This is a genomic window from Mucilaginibacter sp. FW306-07-L (assembly GCF_058782065.1).
The window spans coordinates 19,310-37,757 of the sequence record NZ_JBYSXI010000003.1 but is presented as its reverse complement, the minus strand read 5'-3'; the positions used below and the strand labels follow the sequence as shown (position 1 = coordinate 37,757).

Sequence of the window (18,448 nt, the reverse complement as noted above, 5' to 3'; positions counted from 1 at the left end):
AAATGAACAATAAAAAAATATTACTAACCGGCGGCTCCGGCGGCTTGGGTAGTCAGCTTACCGACCTGCTTTTGAGCAAAGGCCATACGGTTAGCCATTTAAGCCGCGGCGAAGGTAAAGACAAACGTGTGCAAACCTTTAAATGGGATGTTAACCAAGGCATTATCGACGAAGCCTGCATTGATGGGGTTGATACCATTATCCACCTGGCAGGTGCAGGTATTGCCGACGAACGCTGGACGGATGAGCGAAAGAAGGTGATTATTGAAAGCCGTACCAAATCGATCGCTTTAGTGTATGATCTGCTTAAACGTAAATCAAACAAAGTACGGATGGTGATCTCGGCATCGGGTATTGGTTATTACAGCGATCGCGGCGATGAACTGCTCACCGAAGAAAACCCGCCCGCAAATGATTTTTTGGGCAGGTGCTGCGTACTGTGGGAGCAAGAGGTTGACGAGGGCGAAAAGTTGGGGCTCCGGATAGCTAAGTTTCGTACCGGGGTGGTGTTGGATAAACATGCCGGGGCATTGCCCAAACTATCGGCACCCGTAAAATTTGGTTTTGGTGCCCCGCTGGGCAGCGGTAAGCAATGGACACCCTGGATACACTGGCAGGATGTGGCCGGTATGTATTTGTTTGCCATTGAGCAGGAGTTAGGCGGCGTGTATAATATGGTAGCCCCCAACCCGGTTACTAACGCGCAGCTTACCAAGGTTGTAGCCAGACAGTTAAAAAGACCTTTATGGTTGCCTAATGTGCCGGCATTCGCGCTTAAACTGGCTTTAGGCGAAATGAGTACGCTGGTGTTAGGCAGCACCAAAGTAGCCGCCGATAAAATTGAGCAGGCAGGCTACATTTTTAAGTTTGATAGTATTGATAAAGCATTGACCGATATTTATGGCCGATAAGCAACCTGTATCCGTATTCTGGTTTCGGCGCGATCTGCGCCTTGATGATAACGCCGGCTTGTACCGCGCCCTTAAAAGCGGCAACCCGGTACTGACCATATTTATATTTGACCGGGAGATACTCGATGATCTGAAAGATAAGAAGGACGCCCGCGTAACCTTCATCTACCAGGTGATTGAAGAATTGAAAGCGGAGCTGAAAAAGCATCTTTCAGATCTGTTAGTGTTTTATGATACGCCTGAAAAGGTATTTAAGCATCTTATTAAAGAGTATAACGTAGCCGCAGTTTATACCAACCACGATTATGAGCCTTATGCTGCCAAACGCGATGGAGATATTGCTAAGTTGCTCCAAAAGCATGATATCGAACTAAATAGCTATAAAGACCAGGTAATTTTTGAGCGCGATGAAGTAACCAAGGATGACGGCAAGCCTTATACCGTATTCACCCCGTATAAAAAACGCTGGCTGCAAACGCTCAAACCATTTTATATAAAACCCTATCCCAACAAAAAATACTTCAAAAACCTGCATGCCTTCAAAGCCCCGGCTATGCCGACCTTAAAGGAGATGGGCTTTGAGAAAAGTGACCAAAAATTTCCGGATAAAAAGTACAAGGACGTAATGGACGATTATGCCAAAACCCGCGACTATCCGGCTATTCCGGGTACCTCGCGCATGGGCATTCATTTGCGCTTTGGTACGGTGAGCATACGGCAACTGGTGGCCGATGCTAATGAGTGCCATGAAAAAACCTGGCTGAATGAGTTGATATGGCGCGAGTTTTATATGATGGTGCTGCACCATTTTCCGCATACTATGGATCATGCTTTCAGGCCCGAGTACGACCGTATTCAATGGGTAAATAACGAAGAGCACTTCAAAGCCTGGTGCGAGGGGCGTACAGGTTACCCGCTGGTTGATGCCGGTATGCGCGAGATGAATGAAACGGGTTACATGCACAACCGCATCCGTATGGTTACGGCCAGCTTTTTAAGTAAGGATTTACTGATAGATTGGCGGCGGGGTGAACACTACTTTGCCGAAAAGCTGCTGGATTACGAAATGGCCAGCAATGTTGGCGGTTGGCAATGGGCCGCCGGATCAGGTACAGATGCCGCGCCTTATTTCAGGATATTTAACCCCGAATCGCAGCAAAAAAGATTTGACCCCAAGCTGGAATACGTAAAAAAATGGGTGCCCGAGTATGCCGACTTTACCAAATACCCCAAACCGATAGTCGACCATAAAGAAGCCCGCGAAAGGGTATTGAAGGCGTTTAAGGATGCATTGAGGAAGTGATGTATAATAAGTGGTTATTTAGATACTTCATCTAAACTCTCTAATATATCCTTCCTATTAGGACTAACTTCTAAAGCCAATCTTAATACATCAATTGAAAAATTTTTATATGTCAAAGCAGTGTCTTTTTGATTATTAGTTAGATATGTCTTGCTATAATCAAAAGCAAGTTTTCCTATGTCATAAAGATTATCCGTAGTGTTTTCTTTAAATTCACCAGAGCGATCTAATTTGATCGATGTATTAATATCCTTTATGCCTCCAATTATATCTCCTTTGTTTATCTTGCATAAGCCCAGTTCCTGATAATTTATAGCCTGCGGATAGATTCGGTTTGCTTGCTCAAACCAAGGGATTGCCTCGTCATATTTTTTATTTAAGTATAGAGAATGTGCCAAAGCTGCTCTTGCAATCTTATGGTTAGAATCAATAGATATGGTTTCCTTAAACTTTTTTATTGCCTCCTCATTAAGTTCAGTGGCTTTTTGGAAATCGCCAGCGGTAGCTACCTCAGTTGCATCAAGTGATAACTTTACGCCATCTTTAAATACTTTAAATGCTAATTGTTCAGGTTTTTGTTTACATGATTGAAATGCAATTAATGCTATCAGTATAAATAAAGAGAATCTACACTGTTTCATGATTTGGCTTTCGATTTTGTATGTCATATAGGAATAGTATTGCAAATTAAGATAAATATCATTCTTCCCAAAAAATCCCGACATTCGTGCCCATGCTGCAAATACAGGAAAATACCTCGCTAAAACATCTTAATACGTTCGGAATTGAGGCTTACGCCAGATACTTTGTCGAGATAAGCCATGAAGAGCAATTAGCTGAATTGTTTGCAGATGCTAAATGGCACAATATCCCCCGCCTGGTATTAGGTGGCGGTAGTAACATGCTCATGGTATCCAACTTTGACGGGCTGGTTATCCGTATTAACATTCGTGGTATTGAGCACCTCATTAACCAGGACGAAGTTATTGTTGAGGCCGGCGGCGGCGAAGTATGGAATGACCTGGTGAACTTTTGTGTCGACCGCGATTTTGCCGGTATGGAAAACCTGAGCCTCATCCCCGGCTCGGTAGGGGCATCGCCCATACAAAATATAGGTGCTTACGGTGTAGAAATAAAGGATGTGTTTGAAAGTTGCCGCGCTTTTGAAATAGCAACCAGGCAAATAAAAACCTTTACCCACGCTGACTGTAAGTTTGGCTACCGCGAAAGTGTTTTTAAAAGTGAGCTGAAAGGGCAGTATATTATTACCTCTGTAAAATATAAATTATCGCTAACACCTCAACTTAATTTAAAATATGGCGCTATTGAGCAGGAACTCACCGCCCGGGGTATAATTAGCCCTACTATAAAAGAAGTATCGGAGGTGGTAGCGCATATACGTGTTTCTAAACTGCCCGACCCTTCAACCATAGGCAACGCAGGCAGCTTTTTCAAAAACCCGGTTATTGATGTGGATAAGTTCAATTTGTTAATAAAAAATCACCCGGATGTGGTAAACTATCCGGCAGGCGAAGGGTTTATCAAATTAGCGGCGGGATGGTTAATTGAACAGTGTGGCTGGCGTGGCAAAGTGGTTGGAAATACCGGCACCTGGAAAAACCAGGCTTTGGTTTTGGTTAACCATGGCGGGGCTACCGGGCAGGAAGTGTACAACCTGTCGTCGCAGATAATAGACAGTGTGTATGCTAAATTCGGCGTTAAGTTGGAGCGGGAAGTAAATATTATCGGTGATCCTGCTTAAGCAAAAATGAATTTGCCTGTATCGGATGGTAGATCTTGCCTTTTAACGGCGCTTACTGCCATATTTCAGGTGTTTATTCTGCTATAAACTACACTGTGCTCCTCATATCTGTACATTTAATTGTACCCGAAATAACTAAATGTTAGAAAATTATTAATGATTAAGCGTGTTTAACCGTTTTAGTTACGATTTGTGCGTTTATAAATCCCATTTATTATAAGATTAGCAAAGTGGTATCATAATTGTTTTTATTCAATCACATAAACAACTACTATTATGACAAAGATTGAGTTTAACACCCTGGTACTACGTCAAGCAAGTTCACTGCGTTCATATGCTCTACACTTTACGCATGATGCTGATGATGCCAACGACCTGGTGCAAGACACCATGTTAAAAGCGATAACTTATTACAATAAGTTTAAAGAAGGTACTAATTTAAAAGGGTGGTTATACACAATCATGAAAAACACCTTTATCAATAACTACCGTCGCTTTGTTAAAATGAGCACTTTTGTTACTAAAAGCGACGAAATATCATCTCCGAACCTGGTTTTCAGTTCAACAAAAAATGATGGTGAATCAAAATTTGTAATGGATGATATTAAACGCGCCCTTGATAAATTACCTGAAGAATACTATGTACCATTTACCATGTATTTTGAAGGCCACAAATACCATGAGATTGCCGATCATCTGGAAATTCCGATCGGTACTGTAAAAACCCGTATACACGTAGCCCGCAAGCTGCTTAAAAAGAACTTAAAGGCTTATGATAACGGTGTTGCAAAACCTGTTTATGCTGAAGCTGAATAAGTAGATTAATTTACAAAAACTCAATATATATAGTGAAAGCCCGCCTTACAGCGGGTTTTTTTGTGCGTATATATTAGCTATTTTATTACAAACCCCATCTTTGTCAATCTGTTTTCGCCGTCATCTCATACTGATCTCTCGTAATTAAATGGCTGCATAATTAATCACATTAATTATCGCGCCTGTTATTTGCTAATTATAGCCCTGCTGATCACTCTCGTTTAAATGGCATAAAATATTTATTTTATGCTTTATGGAAATGCTTACGCCTTTGCATCCTATGGTTATAAAACTAAACGGATTATGAAAAAGAGCGTATTTGTAACATTGATTCTTATTAGCCTTGCCTGCTACGGTTGGGTAGTAAGCAAGGGGCGTACCATAAGCGGTACAGTAACTGATGAAAAAGGGTTTGCTATACCAGGTGTAAGTGTAGGAGCGGCTGGTAGCCAAGCACAAACACTTACCAATGCACAGGGACGTTATGCAATTGTAGTTGCGGACACAGTTAAAAGTCTGTCATTTAGTTATATAGGTTATCAAAGTCAAACGGTTAAAATAGGAAAGAAGGCGATTATTAATGTTAGCATGAAGGCAGGCTACGGCGTTTTAAATGAGGTGGTAGTTACCGCCCATGCAGCACCGCGCAGTAAGCAATTAGTAGGCAGTGCTTCAGTAAATGCCGCTTATACTTATTCACCTGGTAGGATGATAATACAGGATGAAAATACGGAAAGCTACCGGGGCATAACCGAAAATGGGTTTCATATTGCTTCAAACGATCCATTATCAACCTTTTCTGTTGATGTAGACGCGGCTTCATATAGCAATGTAAGGCGCTTTATTAATGGCGGACAAATGCCTCCGGCCGATGCAGTACGGATAGAGGAAATGATCAATTACTTCAACTACAATTTGCCCGGGCCAACCAATAATGATCCGGTAGCTATACATACCGAACTTACCTCGGCACCATAGAGTCCCGGGCATCGCCTGTTACGAATAGGCTTAAAAGCACGCACCATAGCAACAAATAACCTGCCCGCTTCAAATCTGGTTTTCCTGATCGATGTATCCGGTTCCATGAACGCGGATAACAAGTTGCCGCTCTTAAAATCATCCATGAAAATGTTGGTAAATCAGCTTCGCGCTAAAGACAAGGTAGCTATAGTAGTATACGCCGGTGCGGCAGGTATTGTGCTGCAGCCAACCCCGGGCGATAAAAAAAGCACCATTAACAATGCTATTGACAACCTGGAAGCAGGCGGCTCAACCGCAGGTGGCGAGGGTATAAAACTGGCTTATAAGGTAGCGCACCAAAATTTGATAAAAGAGGGTAACAACCGTGTGATCTTAGCCACCGATGGTGATTTTAACGTAGGCGCATCAAGTGATGAGGATATGGAAAAATTGATAACCCGCCAGCGTGACAGCGGTATATTCCTTTCTGTTTTGGGCTATGGTATGGGTAATTATAAGGATAGTAAAATGGAAACCCTGGCCGATAAAGGCAATGGCAACTATGCCTACATCGATAACATTACCGAGGCCCGTAAAACACTGGTAAGTGAGTTTGGCGGTACCCTGTTTACTGTGGCTAAAGATGTAAAGCTGCAATTGGAATTTAACCCGGCAAAAGTGCAGGCCTACAGGTTAATAGGCTATGAAAACCGTATGCTGAACAAAGAAGATTTTAATAACGATAAGATAGATGCCGGTGATATGGGCAGCGGCCATACCGTTACTGCTTTGTATGAGATAGTGCTGGTAGGGGTTAAGGATGATTATTCCGGTTCGGTAGATCCGTTGAAGTATCAAAAACAGGCTGCGCCAAAAGCAATGGTAAACATAGGCATCGGCGAAATGCTGACCATCAAGTTCAGGTATAAGCAACCCAATTCGGGCAAAAGTGCCCTGAGCCAGGCTGTGGTGAATGATGTACCTGTTGATTACGCTAAAATAAGTTCAGATATGAAGTTTGCCAGCGCCGTGGCCGAATTTGGTATGCTGCTGCGCGATTCGCCGTATAAACAACAGGCCAGCTATGCGCATGCTATAAAAACCGCCCGTGCCGGTAAAGGGAACGATGATGAGGGATACCGTGCTGAGTTTATAAAACTGGCCGAAAGCGCACGCCTGTTAGCCAAAGAAGAACAAGTGGCCGACGCTAAATAGTACCTTACCTAAACCTGATATCTCCTTAGCGTATTAATGCTTCCGAGGAGTTCTTAGCTCCGGCGATGCCCAAGGTGTCGCCGGGTGTATAGAGCGTTAATGTCTTATCAAAAGAAACATTATATTCACTTAAACTATCATTGATATTCAACATCTTAGTGGTATGCGTTTATCATTGATCATCCTGCTCCTTACACTGCCTTTATGGGTTTGTGCCCAAACCGGCACTGTTACCGGCACAATTACCCAGGCAGAAACCAATGCACCCTTACCTAAAGCCAGCGTATTTTTAACGGAAACATCTTACGGTACCAGCGCTAAAAATGACGGCGATTTTACCCTTAAAGATGTAAAACCGGGTAAATATCTCCTGGTAGTGACCATGATTGGTTTTGAAGCGTTTAGTCAGAATATTACGGTGGGTACAAATGTGACTAAAATAAATATAAGTCTTAAACCACACATTAATACTCTGAGCGAGGTTAGCGTACGGATACCTGAGGATTGGGCGAGAAATTATAAAATGTTTTTTAAGCGATTTGTTGGTACCTCATCTTATGCCCGCAAATGCAAAATTCGGAATAGTGAAGTACTGAATTTTACTTACGATAAAAAAGAAAAAGCTGTATCTGCTTGGTCTGATGATTTTATTGAGCTGGAGAATCGCGCTTTGGGTTACATGGTCAGGATTTTGCTGATCAAAAGTACATTTGCCGAAACGCACGGCTCATGGCATGCACAGTTCTTTTTTGAAGAATTATCCGGTACGCCCGACGAAATAAAGAAGTGGAAATCTAACCGTATCAAACTATCGCAGGATATAAAAATCCCTTTTGTCGCTTCTGAAAAATTGCCAAGCGACTTTGGACAATGATAGCCTATGCGTCCGTAAAAAAATGGTAGTCCTTCGAAGCCTATATTAAAAAGCCTCAAGGGCATTCTTAACATCCTGCATCAACCACATAGGGGTTGATGTAGCCCCGGCGATGCCCACGGTGTCACCGGGAGCGAAAAGCGCCTTATCCAGTTCGTCAACCGAGGAAATAAAGTAAGTGTCGGGGTTATGCCTTCTGCAAACCTCAAATAACACCTTTCCGTTTGATGATTTTTTGCCGGATACAAAAACGATCTTGTTAAACTTAACCGCGAAATCAGGCAGATCTTTATCCCGGTTTGATACCTGGCGGCAAATGGTATCATTAGCCTTTACCTCGTAACCGCGGTTAAGCAATTCCTCCTTAATAGCGTAAAATTTATCGGTGCTTTTAGTGGTTTGGCTGTACAGCGTAAATTTGTCGGGCAGTTGGGCATTGTCCAGCTCGGCAATGTCCTGAAAAACCAGGGCCTCGTTATTGGTTTGTCCTTGCAGGCCAATCACTTCCGCATGGCCGTGTTTTCCGAATATCACTATCGGCTCTTGATTATCAAATGATGTTTTAATGCGGTTTTGCAGTTTAAGCACTACCGGGCACGAGGCATCGATCAGCGTAATATTATTTTCGAGGGCGGTGCGGTAAGTTTCAGGAGCCTCACCATGCGCGCGGATCAGTACCTTCTCGTTATGCAGGTCTTTTAGATCGGCATGGTCAATTATCCTTAATCCTTTGGCTTTAAGGCGGGTAACCTCTTCGTCATTGTGTACAATATCGCCAAGGCAATACAGGTAACCATCCTGCTCCAGTATTTCTTCGGCCATATCAATAGCGAATACCACCCCGAAGCAAAAGCCCGAATCCTGGTCAATGGTCACCTTTAAATTATACTCACCCATGATGATACAAATTTACGCTAAATTATATTATAAATAACGATGCCCGGCCGACCGCGGTTTTCATTTATAGCGGATAAATATTAAGGGCGGCAAAAAATATCATCTGCGTTATCAGTAAGGCAGGGCTAACCCAACTTTGATTTTTAAAGCTGTATTTTTCAAATACGAACAGCATACCCAGGCTCACAAAAAACCAGCACACATAATTATAAGCCGGAACGGCATCAAAGCGCCAATGCCAGTAATCAAAACGGATGGCTACAGGCTCTATCAATGCGTCAAGCACTACCAATACTATCGCGCCATATAGTAAACGTGCAATCAGGCTCTTTAATCTTGATTTTTGCATTAATACCCCGGTAGAATAGATCAACAGAAACCAGTTAACACCTATCATCAGCGGTATATTCAGCACCTTTAAGCCTAATGTGCTGCCATAAGCGTAATAACCAAACAACGCGGCGGTATGTACGCCTATCCACTCGGCAAAGTAACCGGCAAAATAGATGATAAGGTAAAAACTCCAGAAACGGTTATTCACTTCCCGGTGGCTGTAAATAATTATGCCCAGCATCAGCAATAGGTGAAAGGACACTATATCCTGAAACAGATCGCGCGTTGCAGGGAGTGCGAAACCTACATAGCCCACCACGTGAAACAGTATAATAATGCCGATCAAAACCGATGGCTTTTTCAGCAGGTTCATCATACTTGCCTGCCCTTCCATACGGTGGTTTTGGTTAGATGCTGCTGTATGGCAAAAAAAGCTATAAACACTATGCTGATCATTTGCAGCGGATGCAAAATAACGTTAAGCACGGCGTTTTGCCCGGCCGAGAGCGAGATCATGATGCGGGTAAGCGCGATCAGGCCAACCATCAATAATATCAGCGGCAGGTTAAGGGTGGATATTACGATCAATGGGCCCCCGATCAGCAAGGTAATATATACCAAAAATCCCGGTACGCTATAGTTAAATATAGCCAGAAAGTTTTTGCTGAAACCATGTATAGCCTCGCTAAAGCCGGTATACATACGGCAATAAATCAGTCCGTTGGCCAAGAGGCCCTCGCCGCGGTAATTCGCTGCCTTTACCAGCTTCATGATCTCTACATCCTCAACCACCTTGTCGCGCACCTGCTGGTGCCATTGGTTGGCATGGTAAGTTTCGGCATCAAACAACATAAATTGCCCGCTTGCGGCGGCAACAGCAGAATGCCTGGTAAGATAAATAAGCCTAATGGGTAACAGGTTCAACAATAAAAAATGCATCAGAGGTACCACCAGCTTTTCGCCCAGGGTTACCATGCGTTGGTTAGTAAACAGGCTGAGCAGCGCCACCTGCCGCAGGTGCATACGGTGTACAGCGCTATTGATCAGGCCGCGTTCAATTTGCTCGTCGGCATCAACAAACATCAGGAATTTACCTTTTGCCTGCCGGGCGAGTTGGTAACAGGCGTAATTTTTACCAAGCCAGCCATCGGGCAGGGCATTGCCCTTTATCACTTTAAAGTTTGGATGCGCGGCGGCATATTGTTCGCAAATGGCGTAGGTGTCGTCGGTTGAGTTATCATCAAGCACAATTACCTCGTAATGGCGGTAATCCTGATTGGTTATGGATTGAAGCAGCTTTTCAATGTTTTGCTGTTCGTTACGTGCCGGTATCAGTATAGATACCATATCATGATAAGGTTTGGCGATACGTTGCAACTTAGGGTTCGACATAAAGTTGAACAGTGTAACCACAAAGCGCAGTACAATAAAAAACAAGGTTACCGATATGGCAATAATCACTTTATATAATTATTTGTGTTTGCTGATGCCTGGCCGCCTCATAATGCTGCCGGTAAGCATCCGTAAATTGGTGTATATTGTTAAAGCTATTAACAGCACTTTTGTTTAAATAAACGTTTATGCCCGGTTTTTTGTGCTCAAAATATTCAATAAAAGTAGCGCTAAAAATAAGTTGCGTTTTTTGTTGTGCTTTATCTATCACTCGCAGTATACCCTTGTCAAACTCAACCTGCTCTACAAAGTTGGAATATAGCTTACCCTGCGGAAATATAACCACGAGATTTTGAGGATCGTTCAGTAAATCAGCGGCATAGTTAAGCGAGCGAACCATGCTGCGTGAGTTTTTGCTGACGGAGAACGCGCCCATGTATTTGAGAAAAAAAACCTTGCTTGCCGTTTCTTCCAGTATCATAATATGAAAGCGCTTTTTAAACAGCTTATGGTTAAGGTAATACAGGATAAAGCCATCCCACCAGCTAAAATGGTTGGGTATCAGCAGTACAGACCTATCTGCTTCAATATCAATAGCATTAAGATTGAACGACCGGAAGTTTTTATCGATCAGCCGCAAAATGTACCGGTGAAAAAACCAGTGGATGAGCTTATTATTTTTCGCGGTGATCATTGCTTTGCTATTAATGTTCAACGTGCACCTGGTTTTCAAGCGCTTGTTTGTGGTAGGTGTTGATGTTTTTAACCAGTTCGTCAAACGGTACCTGCCCGGCAACGCCGCAATCAAACTGGTGCAGGTAGGCCCGGGGTTTAAGGCTCTCAAAATAATCAATCAGCACGCAGCAGTATACCACTTGGCAGGGGCCTTTTATTTGTTTAATAACGCGGTCAATTCCCTTTTCAACATGTATGTGCGTAATGTGGTTTGATTGCAGTTCGCCCTGCGGAAATATGACCACCATGTTTTGCGGGTCGCTAAGTAATTCAGCAGTATAGCGTAAGGTTTCTACCATATCCCTTGAGCTTTTTTTTAGCGGATAGGCACCGATGTAGTTAAAGTAAAAATGCTTTTTAAAATGATCGTGCTGCATTAAAATATGAAACTTGCGCCCAAGGTGAAACTCGGCCAGGTAGTTGCCAAAAAAACCGTCCCACCAACTGAAGTGATTGATCAGGAAAAATACGGAGTGCCCTTCCACCGGTTTAAAGGGCATCACCTCGATTGACTCAAACCGGCGGTGCATCCACCAGCGTACATAGCGGTGAAACAGGTAACTGGCAAAATCTTTCCTTCGGGATGTTTTCTTCATGCCTTTAGTTTTGCTAAATATTTATCCAGGTCGGTAGTTACCAGCCAATGCCCCAGGTCAACCTCATGCACCTCGGCGTTGTTTAGGATATTAATGAATGGCTGAGCCTCCCGTTTAGGGAACAGGTTATCGTGCTTGCCAAAAATTAAACGGCATTTAATATTACGCTGATTGATCAGTTGCGCTATTTTATGCGTGTCGGGTTTTAGTAAGCGTATCAAGTTGAGTGTATAATACACATCCAGGCGTTTTTGTTCGGTATCCATTTCGCTCCAGGCAATTTTATACAGGCTGTCATCAATAAAGCCGATGCGTTTAAGCGTTTTCAAAAAAGATGGCGCTATCCATTTGCTTTTGGTAACCCGCCTGAAAAACAATCGGCCGGCCTTATTATGCATCAAAAAATGAAAGCCTTTATAAACAAACAATCCGTCCGGTGCCATCAATATCACCTCGTCAATCAGGTCGGCATATTCTTCAACCAGTATCAGCGCCAGGTTAGCACCTATGGAGTAACCCAATACCGAAAAGCGTTGCCTGCCGTGCAATTTAAACCACTCTTCTACATAACTGCGCACCAAGGCTTTAGGCATGCCCTGTGTAATTTGTTGTTCGCTCCAATCCTTCAGCGCGCTGCCGCCATGAAAAAAGTGATCGAACCCATAAACATGGTACTCGGGTAAAACAGACTGTTCAAGTACATGGAATTGCCTGCCCGTCATGCCGTAGCCATGAAAAGCCAGCACCGGTTTGCTGCCCGTGCCGTATTCGTGATAATGTACCTGCCCTAATTGCGGGATGTGTAAATAGCCCATTACCGCAATATTAATAAATACCCGCTAATTTATATATGCTTTGCAAAAGCGTATTACCGGCTAATTATGATGCTAATCATTATTTTGTAATATATAAGCCTGATTTAAGGGGGTTAGTAGTATTTATGTTACTTTTGAAGCCTCAAATTATTATGGCAAAAAAGGGAATATTATTAGTGAATTTAGGTACGCCTGATAGTCCGTCAACAGCAGATGTGCGCCGCTATCTGGATGAGTTTTTGATGGACCCGCGGGTTATCGACGTGAACGCTGCTTTACGTACCTTTTTGGTTAAGGGTGTAATTGTACCGTTCAGGGCACCTAAGTCGGCTAAATTATATAAGGAGATTTGGGATGATAAAACCGGATCGCCATTAAAATATTACAGCATTTTGCAGCGCGATGCCTTGCAGCAGCGCCTGGGTGATGAGTATATGGTTGAGCTGGCTATGCGCTACCAAAACCCATCTATTGAGCTGGCGCTTGATAATTTGAAGAACGCGCTTGTTGATAGTATCCAGGTCATCCCAATGTTCCCGCAGTATGCCTCGGCAAGCACCGGGTCGGTATATGAAAAGGTTATGCGCCTGTTAAAGGACTGGCCTACGCCGCCGCCGGTATCATTCGTCAACTCGTTTTACGATGATGACCTGCTGATAAAAACCTTTGCCGGCAATGGCCGCAAATACAACCCGGCATCGTACGATCATGTTCTGTTCAGCTTTCACGGCTTGCCGCAGCGCCAGTTAATTAAAGCCGATCATACCCAAAGCCATTGCTTAAAGGTGAACGATTGCTGCCAGACCATTACCGATAAAAATAAATTCTGCTACTCGGCCCAATCCTACCACACGGCTAAATTGATAGCCGCCGAGCTGAACATCGCTAAGGAAGACTATACCGTTTGCTTTCAATCGCGCCTGGGTAATGATCCATGGGTGCAGCCTTACACCAGCGAGATTATTCATAAACTGGCCAAAGAGGGTAAAAAACGCCTGCTGGTATTTTGCCCGGCTTTTGTGGCCGATTGTTTGGAAACCGTTTACGAGGTTACCGAAGAATACGGTGCCGAGTTTAAAGCCCTTGGTGGTGAAGAAGTACAATTAGTGGAAAGCCTTAACGATTCACCCATGTTTATCGACGCGTTGGAGCGTATGGTGCGCAACAATTAAGCGTTAAACTGTTCAGGCATTTTTTATAAAGGTTACTATCTTTTCGGTAGCGCCTTTTTGCGTATCAACATATTGCCCGGCTTTTTTGCCGCTTGCGGTACAGTAGGCGTTATCGGTAGTCAGTTTTTCAATAATGGCTTTAAGCTCCGCCTGGTTACTGATGCTGAAACCCGCCTCAAGCGCTATCAGCGCTTTTGCTTCATTGAATTTAAAATAGTTCGGGCCGAATACCACCGGGATGCCAAAAGCCGCCGCCTCTAAAGTATTATGTATGCCCACGCCAAACCCGCCGCCTATATAGGCTATATTTCCATATTGATATAGCGATGACAGCATCCCCATATTATCAATAATAAGGCATTGATAGCTGTTGCCATTGTCGGCTAATGCCAAGGCAGAATATTTAATATTGCTGTCCGGTGGCAGTAGTTCAGCCAATCGGTTTATTTTCTCGATACTTAACTCGTGCGGTGCGAAAATAAATTTCCAATCCGGATAGAGGCCTACCAGTTCCGCCAGTAACTTCTCATCCTCGGGCCAGGTGCTGCCGCAAACTATGGTTTTATGGTCGCCAATAAATTGCGCTATTTCTGGTAACTGCTTAAGGTTGGCGGCATTTGCCCAAACACGGTCAAACCGGGTATCCCCGCTCACTGTAGTATTGGTTATGCCAATGCCCGTCAGTAATTGCTTGGAATGTTCATCCTGCAAAAAAAAGTGGCGAACATATTTCAGCATTTTGCGGTGCATGCCGCCATACCATTTAAAAAATACTTGCCCGTCTCTAAAAATACCTGATACGATATAAAGCGGTATGCGGCGTTTATACAACTGCAAAAAAAAGTGGTACCAATACTCATACTTGGTAAATACCGCTATTGATGGATCAATTGCTTCAATAAAGCGCGCTGCATTACCCGGCGTATCCAGCGGCAGGTAGTATACCGCATCAGCCAGCGGCGTATTTTTGCGTACCTCGTAACCGGATGGCGAGAAAAAAGTAATGACAACCGGCCGGTTAGGATAGGCTGTTTTCATCTGCTCAAGCACCGGGCGGCCCTGCTCAAATTCACCTAATGATGCAAAATGAAACCAAATACTGTTTTTATAACGTATAAATACCTGGTTTTGGCGGCCGTTTATCCATAGCCTCGCTTTTTGGTTAAAAAAGGATGCCAGCCATATTACCAGGTAGTATAAACGTATTCCAATATTATAAAGCACAAACATTTTGAACGATGAATGATTATATTCGTCGGGGTTAAAAGTACAAATAGTAAAGCATCATTTTCAAATAACATACACGCATGGCAAGAAAGCGCATACTCATTACCGGGGCCGCAGGATTTTTAGGTTCGCACCTTTGCGACAGGTTTATTAAAGAGGATTACCATGTTATAGCCATGGATAACCTCATTACCGGCGACCTGCGCAATATTGAACATCTGTTTAAACTGGAGAACTTCGAGTTCTATCACCACGATGTTTCAAGCTTCGTGTTTGTTCCCGGTGATTTGCATTACATACTGCATTTTGCCTCACCCGCCAGTCCGATAGATTACCTGAAGATTCCTATCCAAACGCTTAAAGTAGGCTCGTTAGGTACGCACAACTTACTGGGTTTGGCTAAGGTTAAAGGCGCGCGCATGCTTATCGCCTCAACATCCGAGGTATACGGCGACCCGAACATCAACCCGCAGCCCGAGGAATACTGGGGTAACGTAAACCCGGTGGGCCCTCGTGGGGTGTATGACGAGGCCAAGCGCTTTCAGGAAGCCATGACCATGGCTTACCATACTTTTCACGGTGTTGAAACCCGCATTGTGCGTATATTTAATACCTATGGTCCGCGCATGCGCCTGAACGATGGCCGTGTGTTGCCGGCATTTATTGGACAGGCATTAAGGGGCGAATCGCTCACCATGTTTGGCGATGGTTCGCAAACCCGCTCGTTTTGTTATGTTGACGATTTGATTGAAGGTATATACCGCCTGCTGTTCAGTGATTACGCGCAGCCGGTTAATATTGGTAACCCGGATGAGATCACCATCCGCGAGTTTGGCGAAGAAATAATAAAACTTACCGGAACCGACCAAAAATTGATAAGTTTGCCGCTCCCGGTTGACGACCCTAAACAACGCCGCCCGGATATTACCAAGGCTAAAGAGTTATTAGGATGGGAGCCTAAAGTATCGCGCAGCGAGGGTTTGAAGATCACGTATGATTATTTCAGATCGTTGCCGGAGCACGAGATACAGCATAAGGATTTTTCAAACTATAACAAATAAACTTCTAATTAATGGCAAAAATATTAGTTACCGGCGGCTTGGGTTACATCGGCTCGCATACGGTTGTTGAACTGGTAAACTCGGGTTACGAGCCGGTTATTGTTGATGATCTGTCAAACTCTCAGCCTAAGATACTCGATCAGCTTACCAAGATCATCGGCTACAAACCGGTGTTTCATCAGGTTGACCTTTGCGACGAAAAGGCGGTAGTTAACCTAGTAGCTACCGAGAATGATATTGCGGGCATTATCCACTTCGCGGCATTTAAAGCCGTGGGCGAATCGGTCGCGCATCCGTTAAAATACTATCGCAATAACTTTTACTCGCTGATAAACCTGCTTAACGGTTATTATGGCAAGCCATTAAATTTTGTATTTTCATCAAGCTGTACTGTATATGGTCAGCCCGAAGCATTACCTGTTACCGAGGATGCACCTGTACAACCCGCGCAATCGCCTTATGGTAATACTAAACAGGTGGCTGAGGAGATATTGAAGGACATGGTAGCATCAGAAACACCATATAAAGTAATATCATTACGCTACTTTAACCCGGTTGGCGCACATGAAACCGCGCTGATAGGCGAGCTGCCGATAGGCGTGCCCCAAAACCTGGTGCCTTTCATCACCCAAACCGCCATTGGCAAACGCGAAAAGATCACCGTATTCGGCGATACTTACAACACACCTGATGGCAGTTGCATCCGCGATTATATACATGTGGTTGACTTAGCCAAAGCGCACGTATCAGCATTAAAGTTTGCTGAGCAGGAAAGCTTTAAAGGTTATGAGGTATTTAACCTGGGTACCGGTACAGGCAGCTCGGTACTGGAAGTGATTGCCGCGTTTGAGAAAGCGACCGGTGTTAAGCTGAATTACCAGATAGGTGCACCTCGCCCCGGCGATGTGGAGCAGGTATGGGGAGATGTAAGCAAATCAACCCAAAAGCTGGGCTGGAAAACCGAGCTTGGCCTGGACGAAATGATGTCATCAGCCTGGGCCTGGGAAAAATATATTGCTGAAAACCCGATAGGATAAAAAGTTAAATAACCTTAATAAACTAAGCCCCGCCAGTTATACTGCCGGGGCTTAGTTTTTATGTTAGGTTGATGTTGTACTATTCGTATCGCAGCGCCTCAACCGGGTCAAGCTTGGCGGCTTTTTTAGCAGGGTAATAGCCAGACATGAGGCCGATAAGGGTACAAATAACCAAGGAGATGATAAGCCACATCCACGGTACGGCGAACGAGCCGCTGATGTTAACGGCTACCAGGTTTCCAATGGCCATCCCTAATATAATGCCGCCCGCACCGCCGATCAGGCAGATCACAATAGCTTCAAGCAAAAACTGTCGGCGTATTACGGCAGGTGTAGCGCCTATTGATTTTCGCAGGCCTATCTCGCGCGTACGCTCGGTAACCGATACCAGCATAATATTCATCAGGCCGATAGCCGCGCCTACCAGGGTGATAATACTAACCGCGAGCCCCGCCGCAGTTAGTACGGCCATTTGCCCGTCCAACTGTTCCTGTATGGCATCGCTGCGGTTAATATCAAAATTTTGAGGCTGGCCAACACTCAGGCCACGTATATTACGGAACAGTGCCGTTGCTTCATCAACCGTAGCATTAAGCGCCATGTTATTGCTTACCGCCACTGTTATTTCAAAAGAAGGGTTTGGAGCAGTAACAATCTGCTTGGCCTTAAATACCGGTATCAAACAAAACTTATCACCGCCAAACTGCGCGCCCGAACCTTTTGATGCCAGTACACCAATAATGCGGAATTGGTTATTGCCAATAAATACAGGCTTGTTTAATGGATCGGCATCCTTAAAAAGTGTTTTTTTAATTTCATCGCCTACAATTACTACGTTATCGCCCCGCTCCAGTTCCGATGTTGAAAAATTACGGCCTGAAGCCAATTTGTAGCCGCTGTTTTGCAGGTAATTTTCGTTAGTGCCGGTTACGGATATATTGGGGTTGGTTTTTTCGTTACCATACTTGGCGATAGCCGAGCCGCTAACCGATAAATTGATAGAGATAGACGATGGCAGTTTAAAGGTTTTCCGAAAGCGGTCGGCCTGGTCGTAACGTATGGAAGGGTATACTTTACGGCTGCCGCCGGGGCCAAAATTTAGATCCTGCCCCATGTTGCGTATGGTAAATGAGTTTGCACCCAAGCCTGCAAAGGCATCATTGGTATATTGCTTAATACCCTCAATAGCGGTAAGTATGCCTACCAGTGCCATAATGCCTATTGATATAATGAGTGCCGTAAGCGATGTACGCAATTTATTACCGCTGATTGATTGCAGCGCGATAGACAGATTTTCGCGAAAGGTAGTTTTTACCGCCATATTTAAAACTTGCCGTTATGA

19 protein-coding genes are annotated in these 18,448 nt (G+C 44.1%); 10 read left to right on the top strand and 9 right to left on the bottom strand.

Annotated elements, in window-relative coordinates:
• Nucleotides 1-2: 2 nt before the first annotated feature.
• Entirely contained in the window at nt 3-911 is a 909-nt protein-coding gene (locus AC3WJC_RS15165) for a TIGR01777 family oxidoreductase (protein WP_492399967.1), read from the top strand.
• Nucleotides 901-2,214, top strand: a complete 1,314-nt coding sequence (locus AC3WJC_RS15160; protein WP_492399966.1) for a cryptochrome/photolyase family protein — start codon at nt 901-903, stop codon at nt 2,212-2,214. Before AC3WJC_RS15165 ends, AC3WJC_RS15160 begins: the two co-directional genes overlap by 11 nt.
• A 14-nt stretch (nt 2,215-2,228) precedes the next feature.
• On the opposite strand, the gene AC3WJC_RS15155 is transcribed toward AC3WJC_RS15160, so the two are convergent.
• On the bottom strand, nt 2,229-2,882 hold the full coding sequence (locus tag AC3WJC_RS15155) for a tetratricopeptide repeat protein (protein ID WP_492399965.1): 654 nt from the start codon (nt 2,880-2,882) through the stop codon (nt 2,229-2,231).
• Between the two features lie 65 nt (nt 2,883-2,947).
• Here AC3WJC_RS15155 and murB point away from each other — a divergent pair, with 65 nt between their 5' ends.
• The 5 genes from murB (at nt 2,948) to AC3WJC_RS15130 (ending at nt 7,841) form a co-directional block, all read left to right on the top strand.
• Complete coding sequence (murB, locus tag AC3WJC_RS15150) at nt 2,948-3,976, top strand: UDP-N-acetylmuramate dehydrogenase (protein ID WP_492399964.1); 1,029 nt, start codon at nt 2,948-2,950, stop codon at nt 3,974-3,976.
• A gap of 276 nt (nt 3,977-4,252) precedes the next feature.
• Entirely contained in the window at nt 4,253-4,792 is a 540-nt protein-coding gene (locus tag AC3WJC_RS15145) for an RNA polymerase sigma factor (protein WP_492399963.1), read from the top strand.
• Between the two features lie 303 nt (nt 4,793-5,095).
• Complete coding sequence (locus AC3WJC_RS15140) at nt 5,096-5,770, top strand: von Willebrand factor type A domain-containing protein (RefSeq protein ID WP_492399962.1); 675 nt, start codon at nt 5,096-5,098, stop codon at nt 5,768-5,770.
• Nucleotides 5,771-5,785: 15 nt separating this feature from the next.
• Nucleotides 5,786-6,967 carry a vWA domain-containing protein gene (locus AC3WJC_RS15135; protein ID WP_492400842.1) on the top strand — a complete coding sequence of 394 codons (1,182 nt, stop codon included), beginning with the start codon at nt 5,786-5,788 and terminating at the stop codon, nt 6,965-6,967.
• 163 nt (nt 6,968-7,130) lie between these two features.
• Nucleotides 7,131-7,841 carry a carboxypeptidase-like regulatory domain-containing protein gene (locus AC3WJC_RS15130; protein WP_492399961.1) on the top strand — a complete coding sequence of 237 codons (711 nt, stop codon included), beginning with the start codon at nt 7,131-7,133 and terminating at the stop codon, nt 7,839-7,841.
• 45 nt (nt 7,842-7,886) lie between these two features.
• On the opposite strand, the gene AC3WJC_RS15125 is transcribed toward AC3WJC_RS15130, so the two are convergent.
• The 6 genes from AC3WJC_RS15125 to AC3WJC_RS15100 all read right to left on the bottom strand — a co-directional run bounded on the left by AC3WJC_RS15125 (nt 7,887) and on the right by AC3WJC_RS15100 (nt 12,609).
• Entirely contained in the window at nt 7,887-8,738 is an 852-nt protein-coding gene (locus AC3WJC_RS15125; RefSeq protein WP_492399960.1) for a 4-hydroxy-3-methylbut-2-enyl diphosphate reductase, read from the bottom strand.
• A gap of 64 nt (nt 8,739-8,802) precedes the next feature.
• Complete coding sequence (locus AC3WJC_RS15120) at nt 8,803-9,465, bottom strand: carotenoid biosynthesis protein (RefSeq protein ID WP_492399959.1); 663 nt, start codon at nt 9,463-9,465, stop codon at nt 8,803-8,805.
• Nucleotides 9,444-10,532 carry a glycosyltransferase family 2 protein gene (locus tag AC3WJC_RS15115; RefSeq protein ID WP_492399958.1) on the bottom strand — a complete coding sequence of 363 codons (1,089 nt, stop codon included), beginning with the start codon at nt 10,530-10,532 and terminating at the stop codon, nt 9,444-9,446. Before AC3WJC_RS15115 ends, AC3WJC_RS15120 begins: the two co-directional genes overlap by 22 nt.
• Nucleotide 10,533: 1 nt before the next feature.
• Nucleotides 10,534-11,157 carry a lysophospholipid acyltransferase family protein gene (locus AC3WJC_RS15110; protein WP_492399957.1) on the bottom strand — a complete coding sequence of 208 codons (624 nt, stop codon included), beginning with the start codon at nt 11,155-11,157 and terminating at the stop codon, nt 10,534-10,536.
• A 10-nt stretch (nt 11,158-11,167) separates the two neighbouring features.
• Nucleotides 11,168-11,794: a lysophospholipid acyltransferase family protein gene (locus AC3WJC_RS15105; protein ID WP_492399956.1), complete on the bottom strand. Its 627-nt coding sequence runs from the start codon at nt 11,792-11,794 to the stop codon at nt 11,168-11,170.
• Complete coding sequence (locus tag AC3WJC_RS15100) at nt 11,791-12,609, bottom strand: alpha/beta fold hydrolase (protein WP_492399955.1); 819 nt, start codon at nt 12,607-12,609, stop codon at nt 11,791-11,793. The genes AC3WJC_RS15105 and AC3WJC_RS15100 overlap by 4 nt, the downstream gene beginning before the upstream one ends.
• A gap of 152 nt (nt 12,610-12,761) precedes the next feature.
• Between AC3WJC_RS15100 and hemH the strand changes: the two genes are divergently transcribed.
• Complete coding sequence (gene hemH / locus AC3WJC_RS15095; protein WP_492399954.1) at nt 12,762-13,781, top strand: ferrochelatase; 1,020 nt, start codon at nt 12,762-12,764, stop codon at nt 13,779-13,781.
• Nucleotides 13,782-13,793: 12 nt separating this feature from the next.
• On the opposite strand, the gene AC3WJC_RS15090 is transcribed toward hemH, so the two are convergent.
• Nucleotides 13,794-15,011, bottom strand: coding sequence for a 3-deoxy-D-manno-octulosonic acid transferase (locus tag AC3WJC_RS15090; RefSeq protein ID WP_492399953.1), 1,218 nt, complete (start codon nt 15,009-15,011; stop codon nt 13,794-13,796).
• A gap of 77 nt (nt 15,012-15,088) precedes the next feature.
• On the opposite strand from AC3WJC_RS15090, the gene AC3WJC_RS15085 reads away from it, so the two are divergent.
• Nucleotides 15,089-16,069 carry a UDP-glucuronic acid decarboxylase family protein gene (locus AC3WJC_RS15085; protein WP_492399952.1) on the top strand — a complete coding sequence of 327 codons (981 nt, stop codon included), beginning with the start codon at nt 15,089-15,091 and terminating at the stop codon, nt 16,067-16,069.
• Between the two features lie 11 nt (nt 16,070-16,080).
• The gene (gene galE / locus AC3WJC_RS15080; RefSeq protein WP_492399951.1) at nt 16,081-17,106 is read left to right on the top strand and encodes a UDP-glucose 4-epimerase GalE; all 1,026 of its coding nucleotides are present in this window, start codon (nt 16,081-16,083) and stop codon (nt 17,104-17,106) included.
• A 79-nt stretch (nt 17,107-17,185) separates the two neighbouring features.
• Here the strand turns inward: galE and AC3WJC_RS15075 are convergent, their stop codons facing one another.
• The gene (locus tag AC3WJC_RS15075; protein WP_492399950.1) at nt 17,186-18,427 is read right to left on the bottom strand and encodes an ABC transporter permease; all 1,242 of its coding nucleotides are present in this window, start codon (nt 18,425-18,427) and stop codon (nt 17,186-17,188) included.
• Nucleotides 18,428-18,448 lie beyond the last annotated feature (21 nt).

Excerpts from the sequence above, each read along its gene's own strand:
- AC3WJC_RS15145 (WP_492399963.1), top strand. The coding sequence starts at position 4,253 with ATGACAAAGATTGAGTTTAACACCCTGGTACTACGTCAAGCAAGTTCA.
- AC3WJC_RS15085 (WP_492399952.1), top strand. The coding sequence starts at position 15,089 with ATGGCAAGAAAGCGCATACTCATTACCGGGGCCGCAGGATTTTTAGGT.
- AC3WJC_RS15130 (WP_492399961.1), top strand. The coding sequence starts at position 7,131 with ATGCGTTTATCATTGATCATCCTGCTCCTTACACTGCCTTTATGGGTT.
- AC3WJC_RS15090 (WP_492399953.1), bottom strand. The coding sequence starts at position 15,011 with ATGTTTGTGCTTTATAATATTGGAATACGTTTATACTACCTGGTAATA.
- AC3WJC_RS15110 (WP_492399957.1), bottom strand. The coding sequence starts at position 11,157 with ATGATCACCGCGAAAAATAATAAGCTCATCCACTGGTTTTTTCACCGG.
- AC3WJC_RS15100 (WP_492399955.1), bottom strand. The coding sequence starts at position 12,609 with ATGGGCTATTTACACATCCCGCAATTAGGGCAGGTACATTATCACGAA.
- AC3WJC_RS15075 (WP_492399950.1), bottom strand. The coding sequence starts at position 18,427 with ATGGCGGTAAAAACTACCTTTCGCGAAAATCTGTCTATCGCGCTGCAA.
- AC3WJC_RS15120 (WP_492399959.1), bottom strand. The coding sequence starts at position 9,465 with ATGGAAGGGCAGGCAAGTATGATGAACCTGCTGAAAAAGCCATCGGTT.
- murB (WP_492399964.1), top strand. The coding sequence starts at position 2,948 with ATGCTGCAAATACAGGAAAATACCTCGCTAAAACATCTTAATACGTTC.
- hemH (WP_492399954.1), top strand. The coding sequence starts at position 12,762 with ATGGCAAAAAAGGGAATATTATTAGTGAATTTAGGTACGCCTGATAGT.
- AC3WJC_RS15165 (WP_492399967.1), top strand. The coding sequence starts at position 3 with ATGAACAATAAAAAAATATTACTAACCGGCGGCTCCGGCGGCTTGGGT.
- AC3WJC_RS15160 (WP_492399966.1), top strand. The coding sequence starts at position 901 with ATGGCCGATAAGCAACCTGTATCCGTATTCTGGTTTCGGCGCGATCTG.
- AC3WJC_RS15155 (WP_492399965.1), bottom strand. The coding sequence starts at position 2,882 with ATGACATACAAAATCGAAAGCCAAATCATGAAACAGTGTAGATTCTCT.
- AC3WJC_RS15105 (WP_492399956.1), bottom strand. The coding sequence starts at position 11,794 with ATGAAGAAAACATCCCGAAGGAAAGATTTTGCCAGTTACCTGTTTCAC.
- AC3WJC_RS15125 (WP_492399960.1), bottom strand. The coding sequence starts at position 8,738 with ATGGGTGAGTATAATTTAAAGGTGACCATTGACCAGGATTCGGGCTTT.
- AC3WJC_RS15140 (WP_492399962.1), top strand. The coding sequence starts at position 5,096 with ATGAAAAAGAGCGTATTTGTAACATTGATTCTTATTAGCCTTGCCTGC.
- galE (WP_492399951.1), top strand. The coding sequence starts at position 16,081 with ATGGCAAAAATATTAGTTACCGGCGGCTTGGGTTACATCGGCTCGCAT.